The 16,089-nt window shown below is 46.4% G+C and carries 17 protein-coding genes; 1 reads left to right on the plus strand and 16 read right to left on the minus strand.

Annotated features, from left to right (window positions below):
• The 8 genes from ACRBG0_RS04445 to ACRBG0_RS04480 all read right to left on the minus strand — a co-directional run.
• Positions 1-313 (minus strand): Wzz/FepE/Etk N-terminal domain-containing protein (locus ACRBG0_RS04445; RefSeq protein WP_431485702.1); only part of this gene is annotated, 313 nt, incomplete at its 3' end.
• Between the two features lie 22 nt (positions 314-335).
• Positions 336-1,121 carry a polysaccharide biosynthesis/export family protein gene (locus ACRBG0_RS04450; protein WP_431485703.1) on the minus strand — a complete coding sequence of 262 codons (786 nt, stop codon included), beginning with the start codon at positions 1,119-1,121 and terminating at the stop codon, positions 336-338.
• Complete coding sequence (locus ACRBG0_RS04455) at positions 1,118-2,200, minus strand: NAD-dependent epimerase (RefSeq protein WP_431485704.1); 1,083 nt, start codon at positions 2,198-2,200, stop codon at positions 1,118-1,120. Before ACRBG0_RS04455 ends, ACRBG0_RS04450 begins: the two co-directional genes overlap by 4 nt.
• Before the next feature lie 74 nt (positions 2,201-2,274).
• Positions 2,275-3,243 (minus strand): Gfo/Idh/MocA family oxidoreductase, encoded by a 969-nt coding sequence (locus tag ACRBG0_RS04460; protein ID WP_431485705.1) that lies wholly within the window; start codon positions 3,241-3,243, stop codon positions 2,275-2,277.
• Between the two features lie 166 nt (positions 3,244-3,409).
• Entirely contained in the window at positions 3,410-4,147 is a 738-nt protein-coding gene (locus ACRBG0_RS04465) for a tyrosine-protein phosphatase (RefSeq protein ID WP_431485706.1), read from the minus strand.
• A 190-nt stretch (positions 4,148-4,337) separates the two neighbouring features.
• Positions 4,338-4,640 (minus strand): four helix bundle protein, encoded by a 303-nt coding sequence (locus tag ACRBG0_RS04470; RefSeq protein ID WP_431485707.1) that lies wholly within the window; start codon positions 4,638-4,640, stop codon positions 4,338-4,340.
• Between the two features lie 317 nt (positions 4,641-4,957).
• Positions 4,958-5,539, minus strand: a complete 582-nt coding sequence (locus ACRBG0_RS04475; RefSeq protein ID WP_431485708.1) for a UpxY family transcription antiterminator — start codon at positions 5,537-5,539, stop codon at positions 4,958-4,960.
• 141 nt (positions 5,540-5,680) lie between these two features.
• Positions 5,681-6,979: a nucleotide sugar dehydrogenase gene (locus ACRBG0_RS04480; protein WP_431485709.1), complete on the minus strand. Its 1,299-nt coding sequence runs from the start codon at positions 6,977-6,979 to the stop codon at positions 5,681-5,683.
• A 354-nt stretch (positions 6,980-7,333) separates the two neighbouring features.
• On the opposite strand from ACRBG0_RS04480, the gene ACRBG0_RS04485 reads away from it, so the two are divergent.
• A complete protein-coding gene (locus ACRBG0_RS04485; RefSeq protein ID WP_431485710.1) occupies positions 7,334-7,687 on the plus strand; it encodes a four helix bundle protein in 354 nt (117 codons plus the stop codon).
• Positions 7,688-7,859: 172 nt separating this feature from the next.
• Here ACRBG0_RS04485 and ACRBG0_RS04490 read toward each other — a convergent pair whose 3' ends face one another.
• From ACRBG0_RS04490 to efp, 8 genes are all read right to left on the minus strand, one after another.
• Positions 7,860-8,534 carry a head GIN domain-containing protein gene (locus tag ACRBG0_RS04490; RefSeq protein ID WP_431485711.1) on the minus strand — a complete coding sequence of 225 codons (675 nt, stop codon included), beginning with the start codon at positions 8,532-8,534 and terminating at the stop codon, positions 7,860-7,862.
• 412 nt (positions 8,535-8,946) lie between these two features.
• The gene (locus tag ACRBG0_RS04495) at positions 8,947-10,167 is read right to left on the minus strand and encodes an FtsX-like permease family protein (RefSeq protein WP_431485712.1); all 1,221 of its coding nucleotides are present in this window, start codon (positions 10,165-10,167) and stop codon (positions 8,947-8,949) included.
• A gap of 307 nt (positions 10,168-10,474) precedes the next feature.
• On the minus strand, positions 10,475-12,295 hold the full coding sequence (locus ACRBG0_RS04500) for an ABC transporter ATP-binding protein (RefSeq protein WP_431485713.1): 1,821 nt from the start codon (positions 12,293-12,295) through the stop codon (positions 10,475-10,477).
• 274 nt (positions 12,296-12,569) lie between these two features.
• Positions 12,570-12,905 carry a type II toxin-antitoxin system PemK/MazF family toxin gene (locus tag ACRBG0_RS04505; protein WP_431485714.1) on the minus strand — a complete coding sequence of 112 codons (336 nt, stop codon included), beginning with the start codon at positions 12,903-12,905 and terminating at the stop codon, positions 12,570-12,572.
• Positions 12,906-13,092: 187 nt separating this feature from the next.
• The gene (locus ACRBG0_RS04510; RefSeq protein ID WP_431485715.1) at positions 13,093-13,365 is read right to left on the minus strand and encodes an AbrB/MazE/SpoVT family DNA-binding domain-containing protein; all 273 of its coding nucleotides are present in this window, start codon (positions 13,363-13,365) and stop codon (positions 13,093-13,095) included.
• A gap of 111 nt (positions 13,366-13,476) precedes the next feature.
• Positions 13,477-14,820, minus strand: a complete 1,344-nt coding sequence (gene accC, locus ACRBG0_RS04515) for an acetyl-CoA carboxylase biotin carboxylase subunit (RefSeq protein WP_431485716.1) — start codon at positions 14,818-14,820, stop codon at positions 13,477-13,479.
• Positions 14,821-14,868: 48 nt separating this feature from the next.
• On the minus strand, positions 14,869-15,387 hold the full coding sequence (accB, locus tag ACRBG0_RS04520; RefSeq protein ID WP_431485717.1) for an acetyl-CoA carboxylase biotin carboxyl carrier protein: 519 nt from the start codon (positions 15,385-15,387) through the stop codon (positions 14,869-14,871).
• Positions 15,388-15,506: 119 nt separating this feature from the next.
• The gene (gene efp / locus ACRBG0_RS04525) at positions 15,507-16,073 is read right to left on the minus strand and encodes an elongation factor P (RefSeq protein ID WP_431485718.1); all 567 of its coding nucleotides are present in this window, start codon (positions 16,071-16,073) and stop codon (positions 15,507-15,509) included.
• Positions 16,074-16,089 lie beyond the last annotated feature (16 nt).

Below are 16,089 nucleotides of genomic sequence, written 5' to 3' on the forward strand. Positions count from 1 at the left end.
CGATCTGAATCTCGTTGTTGATATTATTAGTTGGTGAGAATAATCCAATTTCCTGAAGAACAGCCTCTTCTGTCAGTGAAGAACCTGCGCCTCGGCCTTCAGCATCCTTGATAAGGATTTTCCCCGAAGCTCGATATATGGGAACGGCATAGCGCAAGTACAACCTGGCACCAATGAACGCCAATACCAAGCACAACGCAACCCAATACCAGTTACGAAGAATACTCAGCAAAATCTCTCTTAGATCGATAGAGCTCTCTAAGCTATCTGTTTCAGAGCGGCCGATTGCAGTCTGTTGTTGAGTTGATTCCATTAAATTATGATGCAACTACTAGTTATATGGTTCTCAAAGTAAGCACAAGCGTGGTTAGAGCGGTAATTATCGACAACCAAGGCAAGATACGCTGAGACTGATCTCTTAAAGTCCCTGTTCTTTCTTCTAACGGCTCAATATAAAGCACATCATTCTGCTGAAGATAGAAAAATGGTGATCTGAAAACGCTTCTATCCTGTAAATTTAAATGACCGAATTCTCTTTCTCCATTCTTTTCGCGAATTACTAACATGTTTGTTCTATTCCCATATGGAGTCAGATCTCCAGCTTGCCCTAGAGCATCTAGAATTGTGACACGCTCATTGGACATAAAAAACGTCCCTGGTCGAGTAACCTCACCTAATACTGTCACGCGAAAATTCAGAAAACGTGCCACTATTACTGGTTCTTGAAGATAAGGGGCAAGTAATGATCCCAATGTATCCTGTAGTTCAGCCGTTGTTAATCCAATAACCTTGATTACTCCGAGTACTGGAAAATCAATAGTTCCTGCTTGATTTACTAAATATCCAATAATCGGCCTAGCACTTCCGCTCCCCAAATTGGCCATATTAAGCGTCGGGGGATCTATATTAAACGGCAAAGCGGCTTCTTCTTCTAAAGCCAAAACTCGAATGGAAAGGAGATCATCCGTTTGAATTTTAAGAGTCGGAATGTTGTCTATCTTCTCTTCTAACCCCTCAAACTCTTCCCCAGAATTAAAATTAATCAACTCCTGATGAGAAACACAAGAACTAAATATCGACATGATAGTCAGTACGTAAATAAATTTTCTAGTAAAACTCATGAATTACGAATAGTTTGTCTAGGCTTTTTAATGTCATAGAAGCGAGTATACCAATCCAGGAATTGCTTTATTCCCTCCTTGATTGATGTGCTAGGTTTATATCCCACCCGATCCACTAAATCTTGCACATCCGCATAAGTAGCCGGCACGTCACCAGGTTGGATATCCATCAAATTCTTTTGAGCTACTATACCTAATTCTTCCTCAATAGCCTCAATGAATTCCATCAATTTCACCGGATCATTATTGCCAATATTATAGACTTTGTAGGGTCCTTTAGACGTGGAAGGATCTGGCTCTATGCCCGTCCAGTCTGGATTATCCTGTGGCGGATTTTGGATCACCCGTACCACACCTTCCACAATATCATCAATGTACGTAAAATCACGCACCATATTACCGTGATTGAAGACCTTTATGGGTTCCCCTTTCAGCATTGCTTCAGTGAAAAGGAACAAAGCCATATCCGGCCGGCCCCAAGGACCGTAGACCGTAAAAAACCGTAGCCCTGTAGTAGCCAACCCAAAAAGGTGGCTGTACGTGTGCGCCATCAATTCATTACTTTTTTTACTAGCCGCGTAAAGGGAGATGGGGTGATCCACATTATCACTTGTAGACAAGGGCATCTTTTCGTTGAGGCCGTACACACTGGAACTGGAAGCGTAGGCCAAATGCTTTACACCATGATGACGACAACACTCCAAAATGTTCGTAAAGCCGATGATGTTGCTGTCAACATACGCCCGTGGGTTTACGAGGCTGTAACGTACTCCGGCCTGGGCTGCCAGATTCACTACCGTATCGAACTGCTCCGCAGCAAAGAGCTGATCTAGGCCTTTTTGGTCCGTGAGGTCCAATTTTATGAAACGGTAGTTGGGGTAGGTCGTACTGGTGATCTGTTTACCCGGCTCAATAGATTCTTTACTGATACCTGCTTCGGCTAAACGCCCGTACTTAACATTGATATCATAGTAGGCGTTAATGATATCCAGTCCCACTACCTCGTGCCCATCTGCGATGAGACGATTAGCCAGGTGAAACCCAATAAATCCGGCGGTGCCGGTAACAAGAATTTTCATATCTGTATATTAGTACTTGGTACGAGGTACTTGGTATTGATTGTAGTTGTGTTGAAACAGGCAACGAACGTATCTTAAGATCGCACAAATGGATGTTTGGTCAACGGCAATTTCGCCAGAGGGTGGTAATCCCCCTTCAGTCCCACCGGCTTTTGGTGCCGAATTTGGTGAACGGTTTCAATGGCGGTCCGCGCGGTAGTTAGCGGAAATCCTTCTCCGTTCAGAATGGCTTCGTAGCTCCGGGTATGCAGTTCGGTGAAACCACCGCTAAACTCAAATTCTTCGTCTTCAATGGTAAGCGAACGGTATGTCCTTGCGCCAGTAGCACGAACATGCTCCGGTATACAATCATAGTTGATGCTCAAAAACCAGCGTACCCGAGCTTGCTCCAGCTCCAAATATCCAGCCGCACGATCGTGCGTATGCAGGTGTACTACGTTTTCCTGAATAGGGACAAATATCGACTGTAGCATATCGTAAAAATGCACGCCAATATTGGTGGCAATACCGCCTGATTTTTCCAAATTCCCTTTCCAACTCGTATAATACCAGTGGCCACGGGAGGTGAGGTAGGTCAAGTCAATATCAAATTTCTTATCCTTGGGCGCCTTCGCAATGCGCTCTTTCAGGGCAATCACACTGGGGTGGAGGCGAAGTTGTAAGATATTGTACACTTCTTTGCCCGTTTCTTCACAGATTTCCTGCAATGCATCCACATTCCAGGGATTTAGTACCAGCGGCTTTTCACAGATCACATCGGCTCCGTGGCGGAGGCCAAAGCGAATGTGGGCGTCATGGAGGTAGTTCGGAGAACAGATGCTCACGTAGTCTAGTGGCTGACCGCTTCGCTTTAATTTTTCCACGTGGCGGTCAAATCGTTCAAATTCAACGAAAAAATCTGCTTGCGGAAAGTAGCTGTCAATAACGCCTACCGAGTCATTGGCATCCACTGCGGCCAGTAGATTATTGTTCGTGTCTTTTATAGCTTTCATGTGCCGCGGTGCAATGTATCCGGCGGCGCCGATGAGGGCGAATGATCTCATTTATAGTTGGTTAGATTGTTGGAGGATGGTGTAAGGGTGTAATTTAAAATCTCAGGTCCTTATAATCTCTTATATGTCCTAATATGGTTCAAAAAAACTATGTGCCTATGTGGTGAAAAAACAAAAAAACCTTAGGTGTCCTCCAGTGCCTTATGTGGTTCAAAACCTAAATCACCGCATTCTTCATCCCAGCCAGGTATTTCCCCAGCAGGCGATTCAGTTTGCGATCAGCGAGCAGGCGTTCGAGGTTATCAGCGTGGCGCTCATGATGTAGGTCGGAGCCAAGGTAATCGATCATTCCTGCTTTTAGCAGTGCCTTGGCATTATCCTGGGTTGGTTTTCCGTAGTAGCCCACCAAAGACAATAAATTGAGTTGAAATTCGACGCCACGGTCTTTCAACTCTTTGTATTTCTTAAAATTATCCCGAAAAAACAGATAACGTTCAGGATGTGCCAAAAGCACTTTGTAGCCCTTGGTTTGTAGCTGAAAAATGTGCTGCCCCAGGTTCGGTGGTGCGGAAACGAATGACATTTCTACCAGCACCCGGTTTCCCGGTAAAGTAAGCAAGGAACCTGCTTTTATTTTTTCCCCAAATGCTTCATCCATCAAGTATTCGGCTGCTGCATCAATGGGAATATTGAGTCCCACATCCTTCATCGCCGCCCGTACCTCCGCCAGTTTTTCGCCAATAATCTCCGGCGTATTCGGGTACATATCCGCCATGATATGTGGCGTTGTAAACAATCGCGTAAACCCCATCCCTTGCAAGCGCCGAATCAGTGCCAAGCTATGGCCCACATCTTTTGCTCCGTCATCAATCCCAGGAAGGAGGTGAGAGTGGAGGTCCAGGGCGAGGGTGCCGTAAGAGGGGACTTGGGGATGTTTACGAAATAGGTTGAGCAAGCGGTCGATATTTCAAAGTCGGAAGTCGAAGGTCGGAAGTCGGAAATTTCAAGGTCGGAAGTGGAAAAGCGGAAATCGGAAGTATTCTTTATCCGCTAGTGGCATTTACCTGCCCTGTAGCCAAAACAATATACGCGCACCACACTTACTTCCGACTTCCCAATTCCGATTTCCCACTTTGAGAAAAGTATTATTTTAAGGATTCCTTTTTGCGTTTCATCATAGAAACAATAATCGCAGTCAACTGATCAGCTTCTTGATAAAGTTGATTTACCTCCTTATGGATAGGCTCCCATTTTTTGTAAGAACGCGCCAAATCCAACCAATAACAGGTTTCGTCCCCTTCTTCTTCGGCTATTCCTAATTTTGCCAAGTATTCTTTATCAGAACGAGCGCGAAAAGCTGCCCTAAAGTTTGCGCCAGTAGACGAAGCTGATTTCGTCAGCTGAAATACAACATTCCTTCCAGTAGAGGTATTAGGATACTTTCTCACAAAATGCCCATACATTCAACACGAATTCCTTAAAGCACTCAGTGAGTCCATACCGTGCTTCTTGATCTTCTACTAAATTCGGTTCACTCATTCCTATACCCTAAGGACCTACGCGTGCCCCATTAATTCCGAATTCCGACCTCCCAACTCCGACTTTAAAAAACGGCTTCGCCCTCCATAAGTCGCAAGGGCTTGTGGTCTGAAGGAGCTATGAGCGTAATCGCGCTGCATATTATCTACGGTGCTTTTGACGGTACCTTGTGGGTAAGTCACAGGGAACACCAACCCTGTTATCTAGTCGCTAAACAGCGAAATTTCTAGCTCAGACTACCTGGCTGTAATTTGCTCAAATGGCCAGGATTGACCTCCATCAACAAGTCGTACCCCAGGGTTTTCAGTTCGACAACCAATTTTTGGCGGCCACGTTTTTCTACCAATACCCCTTTTAGTCCTGTCAGTTGACCAGCGATTACTTCTACTTCATCACCTTGGCGCAGCTCGCCAATGGTTTCGATTTCGATTTCTGTAAGTTCTCCTACTATGCGCCTGAGCAGATCAATTTCTGCCTCCGGAATAGCGAGGAGGTTACGGCGAATCTTCAAAAAACGTTGTACAAATTGAGTTTCTAAAACGGGGACGTACTGTGCTTGTGTGATTTTTACAAACACGTAACAACTGATGAGTGGGAGCTCTACCTGACGGGTTTTTCGTGTGTAATGGCGGGTCAGTCGCTGAAGAGGGACGTAGGCTGTAATACCTTTTTGGGCAAGTAGCTCTACTACCTTTTTCTCACGCTTATACCCCGTATACACAGCAAACCAACGCGCCTCGGTGAGGTGCAGATGATTTTCAAAATCCTGTTCGGCAGGTAGATTTTTAGTTTTCAAGCTCTTAGTCATGGGGTTAATGGGATTGTTCCGATTAACTGCCCAAAGGTATTGTTTATTTGGTTTTTGACCTACTTTAGGCTCACTAATCTAGTATTCACCACATCTCTTAACAGTCAATTTATATTGATGACCAACAACAAATCACCAGGTTTAGAGTCGCCAATAGGTAAGAGTCGAGTCGGCGGCTGGATAAGTATAAAGCGATTTTAGATCAAATAGAATAGGTTCCTCTTTCATCATTTCGATAAAATGCGCCTCGTCCAGTTCCCTGTATTCCTGATGAGACACGGCTACAATAATAGCATCGTAGTCATCAGAGACTTGGTCGACCAAGGTCATTTTATATTCATGTGCCAACTCGTTGGGCGATGCGTGAGGGTCTGTAAGGTGCACATGTACCGAATACTCCATCAACTCCCGCGCCACCTCTATTACTTTTGAATTGCGAATATCTGCTACATTCTCTTTAAAGGTAGCTCCCATAATCAGCACCTTGGTATTCTTGGGGTTTTTACCTTTCTGAATTAACAATTGAACCATCTTTTTAGCGATAAATGCAGGCATCGCATCGTTTACCCGGCGGCCACTAAGAATGACTTGAGGGTCATAGCCCAATTCTTTGCTTTTATGCAAAAGATAGTAAGGATCGACACTGATACAATGTCCTCCTACCAAACCAGGTGTAAAGCGTAGAAAATTCCATTTAGTACCAGCCGCCGCTAATACTTCTGTGGTATCAATATCCATTTTATCAAAAATCATGGACAGTTCGTTCATGAAGCTGATATTAATATCCCGTTGGGTATTTTCAATAACTTTTGCGGCTTCTGCTACCTTGATAGAAGCTGCACGGTAGATACCCGCAGTGATCACGGCGCCATAAACCTGGGCAATTTCTTCCAAGGCTTCGGCATCTGAGCCACTAACAATCTTGAGAATTTTGTCTACGGTATGCTCCTTGTCTCCTGGATTGATCCGTTCAGGAGAATAGCCTAGTTTGAAATCATCGGCAGTAAAACTCAGGCCGCTTTCTTTTTCCAGGATAGGTAGGCAATCCTCTTCCGTAGCGCCAGGATAGACGGTGGATTCGTAAATCACGTAATCGCCTTTCTTGAGGGCGCGCCCAACGGTAGTAGAAGACTTGATCAGCGCCGTCAGGTCGGGTACTCGATGCTCATCCACCGGTGTAGGTACTGCTACAATATGGAAATGAGCTTTTTGCAAGTCGACAGGATCACAGGAAAACTGAATGTCTTTATCCAGAAAAGCATCCGCAGTTAGCTCTTCCGAAGGGTCTACACCATTTTTCATCATACTGACCCGCTCTTCGCTGATGTCAAAGCCAATTACTTTGAATTTCTTGGCCAACTCCAGTGCCAAAGGAAGACCTACGTAACCAAGGCCAATCACAGAAATACTTTTCTCTTTGCTAGCTAGTGCTGCGTACATGCTTCATCAGTTTTTGAGGAGACGCAAAGGTAAGTGCTTACGAGGAGAATTTTCTAACGAGCGGTTAATATTTGAAGAAACGCTGAGGTAGGTGGGGCTTTGCGTTCGGGGGTGCGGTTTTGTGGGGTGCGGAAACGTGCTTGGTGCGGGGTGCGTTTTTGTGCGGGGTGTGGAAACGTGCTTGGTGCGGCGTGCGGTTTTGTGCGGAGTGCGGGGTGCGGGGGATCACTGCCCCCTAACTACAACCACCTAAATATCAACAACTTACATTTATGGCATAAAAAACATTTACGTATATCGTGGATTTTTCAGGGGTTATGACTCCTTATATATATAGAACCTTAAACAATAGTAATGGGAAAAGTAAGTCGTTTTGAAGAATTGAAGTGTTGGCAAAATGCCAGGCTATTTGTTAAACAAGCATACGAAATCAAAGGGCCCTTAGATAAAGACTATGACGCTCGACGACAGTTTAGGCGAGCTGCTCTCTCGGGAATGAACAACATAGCGGAGGGCTTTGGTTGTTTTTCCCGGAAGGAATTTATTCGCTTTTTGGAGATCAGTCAGCGCTCAATTATGGAATGTAAAAGCATGCTATATGTCTTTGAAGACTTGGGCTATCTGGAGCAATCATACCTTCTGCAACTGCATGGAGATGTAGACGTTTTACGCAAACAGGTTATGGGACTGATAAGGTCTTTACGGTAATAGAGTGCGGAGCTTTGCGTGCGTTTTTTTGTGTGGGGTGTGGAAACGTGCTTGGTGCGGGGTGCGGTTTTGTGTGGAGTGCGACTTTGTGCGGGGTGCGGGGTGCGAATGGTCGCACATCGCACCTAGCACCCCGCACCTAAATAGCATTCCACACGTAGCGTCTTTAGGACTAAAACCCTCTGATCTCTCCGGCCAGATTACTGCGGGTATACTTTTCCTGTGGATCGCCAGAATATTGGATGCGCCCACCCGTATTGGCGACAGCATCAAGGTGTTCGTTAGCGACAACGCGGGCCAGTCCACCAGTATTGGACTTCACATCTGTACGATCTGACGAAAGGCGAGAAGCGTCATATTCTCCGCCGGTATTCGCGGTTGCATACTGGTTTTTCACGGTCCCGGATAATTCTACATTGGCGCCTTCTGTGGCGGCAGCTTCGAGGGTATGGACTTCGAGTTGGAGGTCTACCTCAGCGCCACTGCCAGCTTTGAGTTCCAATCGATCGGCAGTCAGGATTTCCCGGCTGCTGAGGGCAGCGCCAGCGAGCACACGGATTTCGTCAAGGTTCCGATATTGTACACGCAGGCGCAGGCGGCGATCACCCTTGATCCAGCCATCCACTAAGCTCAGCTTGAGGGTACTTCCTTTTAGGCTGATGTTAAGTTCGCCTTCCGGGTAATCGGTACTTTCGATAATTATCTGGTCGGTTTCTCCATGCTCGAGGTAAACCTCTAGTTTTCCGCTAACCACCAATCCAGTGAAAGGTCCAATTTGGCGGGTTTCCTGGGCCTGAGCATAGGTTATTTGGGTTGCAAGCAAAAAGACAAACAGTAGGTATCTCATATTTTTTTGGTTTTTTGTGGTTGCTTTACCAGCTTCTTACAATGGATAGATGTAACTCACAGAGAACTCCCCCTATTGTGTCAGGTAAAAAATGTTAGTACCTACCCGACTCAATAGATGCGTAAGGATTGTACTAGTGCGCAAGGCGGAAGCCTGAAGCTCGGTGCCGGGACGGCACAAGGACCAAGGATGGCAGCGGTATGCAATGCGCAGCACTGCATGAGAGCGAACAGCCTGGTGCCGAGGAACGACGGCAGGGCCCCTCATTTTGATTAAAGTGGGAATTCGGAAGTGGGAAGTGGGAGGTATTCAGACGAATACTATTTAGAAATAGATATACAAAACGCTACATAGTACCCTACGTGTGTCCCGTTTAATTCTGATTTCCCACTTCCGATCTCCGAATTCTAATCTATTCTGACTGAATGATGGCAGAAACCCGACGTGCTCTGAGGGCGGGTAAAACCGAAGCCAATGCGCCAATGGTACCAACAGTAAGCGCGACTAGTGGGAAATCAAACCACCGCAAACTCACGGGGTAAGCATCGATGAGCATACCGCCCGGAAGGGTGATGATGCCGACTGTAACTTGAAGGACATAAACTATTGTAGCAAGGATAAAACCCAGTAAAATACCGGCACCACACATGAGCAGGCCTTCATAAAGAAAAAGGCGGTAGACCCCTTTCTCTGTCATCCCCATAGATTTCAGGATGGCGATATCGGGTTGTTTTTCCAGTACGATCATCCACAGTGCCCCTATAAGATTGAAGCTCACCAAGAGCATCATCAGGCCAACGATGGCAAAGCTCAACCATTTTTCTACCCGCATCAAGCGCAGGAAAGAAGCTTCTTGTTCGTAACGGTTTTTGACCTCCATGTCCGGGCCGACGATGGTACTAATTTCATCATATATCCCCGTATTTTCGAAACCATCCTTAAGGTCGATTTCCAACGAAGTACAGGCATCGGGCCGATCCAGCAACTCGCGCGCCAGCTTTAGCGAGGTAAGTACATATTGGTTCTCAAAATCCTGCTGCACCAAAAAAGTACCCACAGGCTGTACCTGAACCGACTTGAAAGGGCGGGTATCAAAAGGACCTCCGCGTTTTCTTTTAGGCCAGTAAACGGTAAGGGGATTGAAGGGATCGTCAACATCAATGCCCAATTTATTGCGAATGCCCTGCCCTATTACGGCCATGCTCACTCCTTCTTCTTCCAGACTATAGAAACCTTCCCGAACGGTGGAATCAATACCCGTAACTTGCTTATAGTATTCGTCTACGCCTTTGAGAAGGCCAAAGTCTCGGTTGTCTTTATATTCAAAGAGTGCTTTTTCTTCCAAGGTTTGTGAAATCACATCCACCCCTTCGAGGAGGTAAAGATCCTCTAGCATAACAGAATCGGCTGCAAAGGTTTTACCCTGCGCCGGGGTCACCGTCACATCAGGATTGAAACTGTTATAAAGCGTCAGAAAGAGGTCTTCAAAGCCATTAAAAACAGAAAGAATCAAAATAAGAGCCGCTGTGCCAATAGCTACGCCAAAAACTGCAATACCAGTAATGATATTGATGGCATTGGTGGAACGCCGGGCAAATAGATAGCGACGGGCTATTTTGAGGGGTAAATTCATGAGGGGCAAAGGTACAATTTGTGTCTGGGTTTTGGGAGTGTTTTTTTTATTCGCTTCGCTCATGGGAGTGCTCTTCTGATAAATCGGAATCGTGGAAGTGCTCACTGCGTTCGCGGGTAGGCGTGGCAAAAGAATCGCCTGAAAGGACAGATACATTATCTATAGGTGCAAAAAACCACGAGCGCAGCGAGTACCCTCGTGAATCTCGTGCAACGGGTGAACACTACCGTGATTTCCGAGTTATCGGAACGAACACCTCGCGATTCCGAGTTATTGGAAGAGCACCTCCGCGAACGCAGTGAGCGCCCTACTCCAACCCCTGCAAGGCCACCAATTTCCGATATTCTCCCCCCTGCTCCAACAGCCCCAGGTGAGTACCTCGCTCGACGATACGGCCTTCGCGCATCACGATAATCTCATCGGCGTGTTGGATAGTGCTCAGGCGGTGAGCAATCACTATGGCGGTACGGCCCTGCATCAGTTTCGTAAGGGCATCTTGTACCAGACGTTCACTCTCCGAATCAAGGGCAGAAGTCGCTTCATCCAGGATAAGGATAGGTGGATTACGTAAGATCGCTCGCGCAATAGTGAGCCGTTGCCGCTGGCCACCAGAAAGCTTATTGCCACGGTCACCAATATTCGTAGCGTAGCCATGCTCGGTTGCACTAATAAAATCGTGGGCATTGGCAATCCGAGCGGCTTCCTCTACCGCTTGCTGCGTCACGCCCTCCAAGCCAAAAACGATGTTATTGTAAATGGTGTCATTAAACAAAATCGCCTCCTGGCTAACAATACCCAGCAGTCTCCTCAAGTCACGCCGACGTAGCTGACGAACGTCTACCCCATCAATAAAAATGCCGCCTTCGGTGACATCATAAAAGCGAGGAAGCAAATCTACCAGAGTACTTTTACCAGCTCCCGATGCACCCACCAGCGCTACGACTTTGCCTTTGGGTATTTCCAGGTCAATATTTTGAAGAACCGGCCCTTCTACATCCCGATAACGAAAACCTACCTGGCGGTAGCTTATTCCCTGATTGAAAGTACTGATTGCCTTTGCATCAGTCGCTTCCGGCAGATTGTTTACGGCATCCAGCAGCTGCTCGATACGCTCGAACGCGCCAATACCTCGCTGGATATTAGAGGTCGCTTTGGCAATGTTTTTAGCCGGATCAATGACATTATAAAAGGCAAAAATGAAGGTGATAAAAGTTTCAGCATCCAATACCCCACTAAATACCTGCCGGGAACCATACCACAACAGGGCTGCTACCGTAGCGATGCCCAAAAACTCAGATAAAGGCGAGGCCAGATCTCGCCGGCGAAGGAGCTTTGTCAGCAGGTTGCGGTAATCATTATTAGCACCCGAGAATTTGTTCCGCTGATAATCTTCCGCAGCAAACCCTTTGATAATCCGTAGGCCACCCAAGCCTTCTTCCACCAAACTCAACAGGTGCCCCAGACGATCCTGCACTTGGGTAGACGTACGCTTCAGCCGTTTACCCAAACCACCAATCACCACCCCCGTAAAGATGATCAAAAGAAATACAAAAACCGTCAGGCCAGGGCTTACGTAGATCATAAACGCCAAGGCACCAGTAATGATGAGCGGCTCACGAAAGACAACTTCCAACATATTCAGAATAGAAGATTCTACTTCCTGCACATCGCTGGTAAGGCGAGACAACAAGTCGCCCTTACGTTCTTCACCAAAATAAGACAGTGGCAATGTAAGCACTTGCTCGAACATTTCGTCGCGGAGGTCACGAATCACACCATTGCGTACAGGAGCCATGAAATACAAAGCCAAATACCTGAAGATATTACGCAAAAAATAGACCAACACAATCGCGATACACACGTAAGCCAGCGCCGTTTCCTGCCCCTGAGTGGTAATCAATTCCGTAAACTGGTAGTTGATATACTCCGGAATATTGGTCAAGCCCATAGGCTCGGATGGTGGTGCTTCGGCCATCTCTGTCCGGTCAAATAATATCTGAAAAAAGGGAATCAGCATCGGAATACTGATCACCGTAAAAACAGCAGTAAGGATATTGCACCCAATGGCCGCAACTACCAGCGATTGGTAGCGACTCAAATAACGAAGTAAACGCCAGAAACTTTTCATGTTGCAAAGGTAACAGTAAAAGACGCAATATGCCGCGTCGAAAAAAAGAACCCATTGCCCCCCTGATAAGTTGTGCCCAGCTATTTTTAGCGAGCACAGCTTTAGTACGGCGTTACACTGCTTTTATTGATATACCCGGCACTTAGTGGTTGAAAATATTAGGGGCCTCCCTTCGGGCGCTACGCTTCGCAGCTCGTTATTCACTCGGCCCCAGGAGACCTGGGTCTGCCGCCACAGCGGCACTACTACGCATCGCTAGGCCACAGTATCAACGCTAGTCATACAACATTTCCTTGATCACCCTGCGAAGGTCATTGATTTCCGTTCGGCGCAAGCGGTCACCTGTTTTAGAAATCCGGCGTTTATCGATGGTGCGAATTTGTTCTAGCATCACATAGCCACGTTGCTTGTTTACATTAACTGGCACGCGCGTGGGATAACCCTTATTTTGACTAGTGAGCGGAGCTATGATGACCGTCCGCAAATGCTCATTCATCTCATCAGGAGAGATAATCACACAGGGACGTACTTTACGGGTTTCGCTACCTAGTGTCGGTTCAAGATTGACAACAACAACTTGGTATTGGCGGTAAGTCGGAGTTTTAGACATGGGAAAGGAGGAGGGGGAGGGTTAGAGGGTTCTGGTCATCTTGAAAAGAGAGACAAGCCAATTTTATTTCCGACTTCTCAATTCCGCATTCCGACTTTATAAAGGGTTAGATGGTTTGTTTGTTGACCAGTGTAAGAGTTGAAATTTTACATCTAAAATCCTTGGAAGGGTGGAAGAGAAATAAAAATTATATTTCTATCAATTCGTCTCCAATCAATTCATCAAGGAGTGCTTCATCTTCGGGAAAGAGGTCTGGCATAGCGAGCAGGTCATCTTCCTGAGCAGCCATTTCCATAAAAGCCTGGCCCCAACCTACACGTACATCGGGGCTGGGTTTCAGGACAATACAATCGTCCTTGAACTCCATCTCCACGTTTTCACCAAGATGATAGCGATCCAACACCTTCTTAGGAATACGGATACCGCGAGAATTGCCGATTTTTACGATAGGTACATTCATTGTAATTACTTTGTGGGTACAAAATTACGATATTGTTGTTAAAAAAACAAATGGGAATTTGAAACAGCTGTTCCAAATTCCCATTCTACGTTTTATTAAAAAACGCTACAACTACCGATCCTCCAGATCGAAATCATTGAGGAAACCAGTATTGAAATCACCAGACCGGAATTTCGGATCTTTCATAAGGCGCTGGTGGAAAGGTACGGTGGTCTTGATCCCTTCTATGATAAATTCATCGAGTGCTCGTTCCATTTTGGTGATACACTCCTCACGGGTACGAGCCCGACAGATGAGTTTAGCGATCATGGAGTCATAATGCGGAGGGATGGTATATCCTGCGTAAACGGCAGTATCAACCCGCACACCATGGCCTTTTGAGCTGTGAAAAGACTTAATCAAGCCTGGGCTAGGGCGAAAACCATTGAACGGGTCTTCCGCATTGATACGGCATTCCATAGCGTGGCCTGTAGGGAGGTAATTGCCTCCTACGATAGGATGGCCCGCAGCGATTTTGATCTGTTCTTTGATCAAATCATGATCAATAACTTCTTCCGTTACGGGGTGTTCTACCTGGATACGGGTATTCATCTCCATGAAGTAGAAATTGCGGTATTTATCTACCAGAAACTCTACGGTACCTACACCTTCGTATTTAATGCATTCTCCTGCACGTACGGCCGCTGCGCCCATTTTTTCGCGCAACTCATCGGTCATAAATGGAGAAGGACATTCTTCGACCAGCTTTTGGTGACGACGCTGAATAGAGCAATCGCGTTCCGAAAGATGGACAACTTTACCAAATTGATCTCCTACAATCTGGAATTCAATATGGCGAGGTTCTTCAACAAATTTTTCGATATAGATACCGTCATTACCGAACGAAGCCTTGGCTTCTTGGCGAGCAGAATTCCAATTCTTCTCAAAATCTTCGGCTTTGGGTACAATACGCATTCCTTTGCCACCGCCACCAGCCGTAGCTTTGATCATAACGGGAAAACCGATTTCGGCAGCTACTTTCTGGCCTTCGGCCAAATCTTTAACCAGCCCATCAGATCCAGGCACAACAGGAACGCCGGCTTTGATCATGGTTTCTTTTGCGGTCACCTTATCGCCCATCTTACGCATGTGCTCAGGTTCGGGGCCAATAAATTTGATCCCGTATTCTTTACACACTTCTGCAAAATCGGCATTCTCGGCCAAAAATCCGTACCCCGGATGGATGGCATCAGCATTGGTAATTTCTACCGCTGCCATAATTTTAGGAATACTGAGGTAGGATTCCGCTGAAGCGGGAGGCCCTATACAAACGGCTTCATCGGCAAAACGCACGTGCAGGCTTTCGCGATCTGCGGTAGAATAGACGGCAACCGTCTTGATATTCATTTCCCGGCAGGTACGAATGATACGCAGCGCGATCTCTCCCCGATTAGCTATGAGGATTTTCTTAAACATAGTCGCATAAGCTTAACTTAGGAAAAAGGCAGTAAAGTCTTGGCCAGTCTACCCTTTAGGGTCTACCAAGAAGAGCACTTGGTCATACTCGACCGGCTGCGCATCTTCTACCAATACTTTTACAATCTTACCACTCACTTCAGACTCTACTTCGTTGAAAAGCTTCATCGCCTCTATGATACATACCGTATCACCGCTACCGATCATGTCGCCTATTTTAACATAAACGGGCTTGTCTGGTGAAGGAGACCGGTAGAAGGTTCCTACCATAGGAGACTTTACAGCCAAGTAATTGGATTCATCATCCACTGGGGCGTCTTCCTTTTTACTAGGGGCAGGCGCTGGCGGAGCAGCGGCAGCTACAGGAGCTGGCGGAGCGTAGGCAGGTGCAGCCGCTGGCATAGGCATCAAAGGAGCTGTGGCTCCAGTGGAAGCTTGACCGTTGTCTCCTGCTACAAAATGCTTGGTACGGATGGAAAGAGAAAATTCACCCTCTTTCATTTTGAATTCCGATAGCTCCAGCTTACTGACCAGCTTTAGAAGGTCTTGTATTTCTTTGGTTGACATAGCGTCAGGAATTGGTTGGTTTGCAGCCTAAGATAATGAAAAAGTTCAATCCCGGCGTGCAATGGCAATTACAGAAATAATCAAAAGCAGATGGCACCTATTAGGTGCCATCTAATAACTTATGATTTAACCCGTTCCACGTAAGAACCAGAACGAGTATCAATTTTAATTTTATCCCCCTGATTTACAAACAGAGGTACTCTTACTTCAGCACCACTCTCTACCGTTGCTGGCTTGAGGGTGTTGGTGGCCGTATCACCTTTCACACCAGGCTCGGTGTAGGTGATTTCCATTTCAACGTATTGAGGCATTTCCATCGTTAAAGGAACTTCGTTGTTGGTATCGTATAGTACGTCTACCTCCATGCCTTCATTCATTAAATCTTTACGATCGATCAGTGCTTCGGGTAAAGCCAACTGCTCAAAGGTTTCTGTATTCATGAAGTGTACGCCCATATCATCCTCGTAGAGGTACTGGAATTTACGGCGCTCTACACGAATCTCTTCGACCTTGTGCCCGGCAGAGAAAGTGTGATCAAGTAACCGACCACTGGTCAAACTCTTGATTTTGGTGCGCACGAAGGCGGCGCCTTTGCCCGGCTTTACGTGCTGAAACTCAACGACTGTGTATTTGTCGTTGTTCAACTCTAAGCACATCCCGTTGCGAATATCCGAGGTATTTGCCATCGTTTCTATTTATTTT

This window comes from Lewinella sp. (assembly GCF_050633125.1).
GTDB lineage: Bacteria > Bacteroidota > Bacteroidia > Chitinophagales > Saprospiraceae > Lewinella.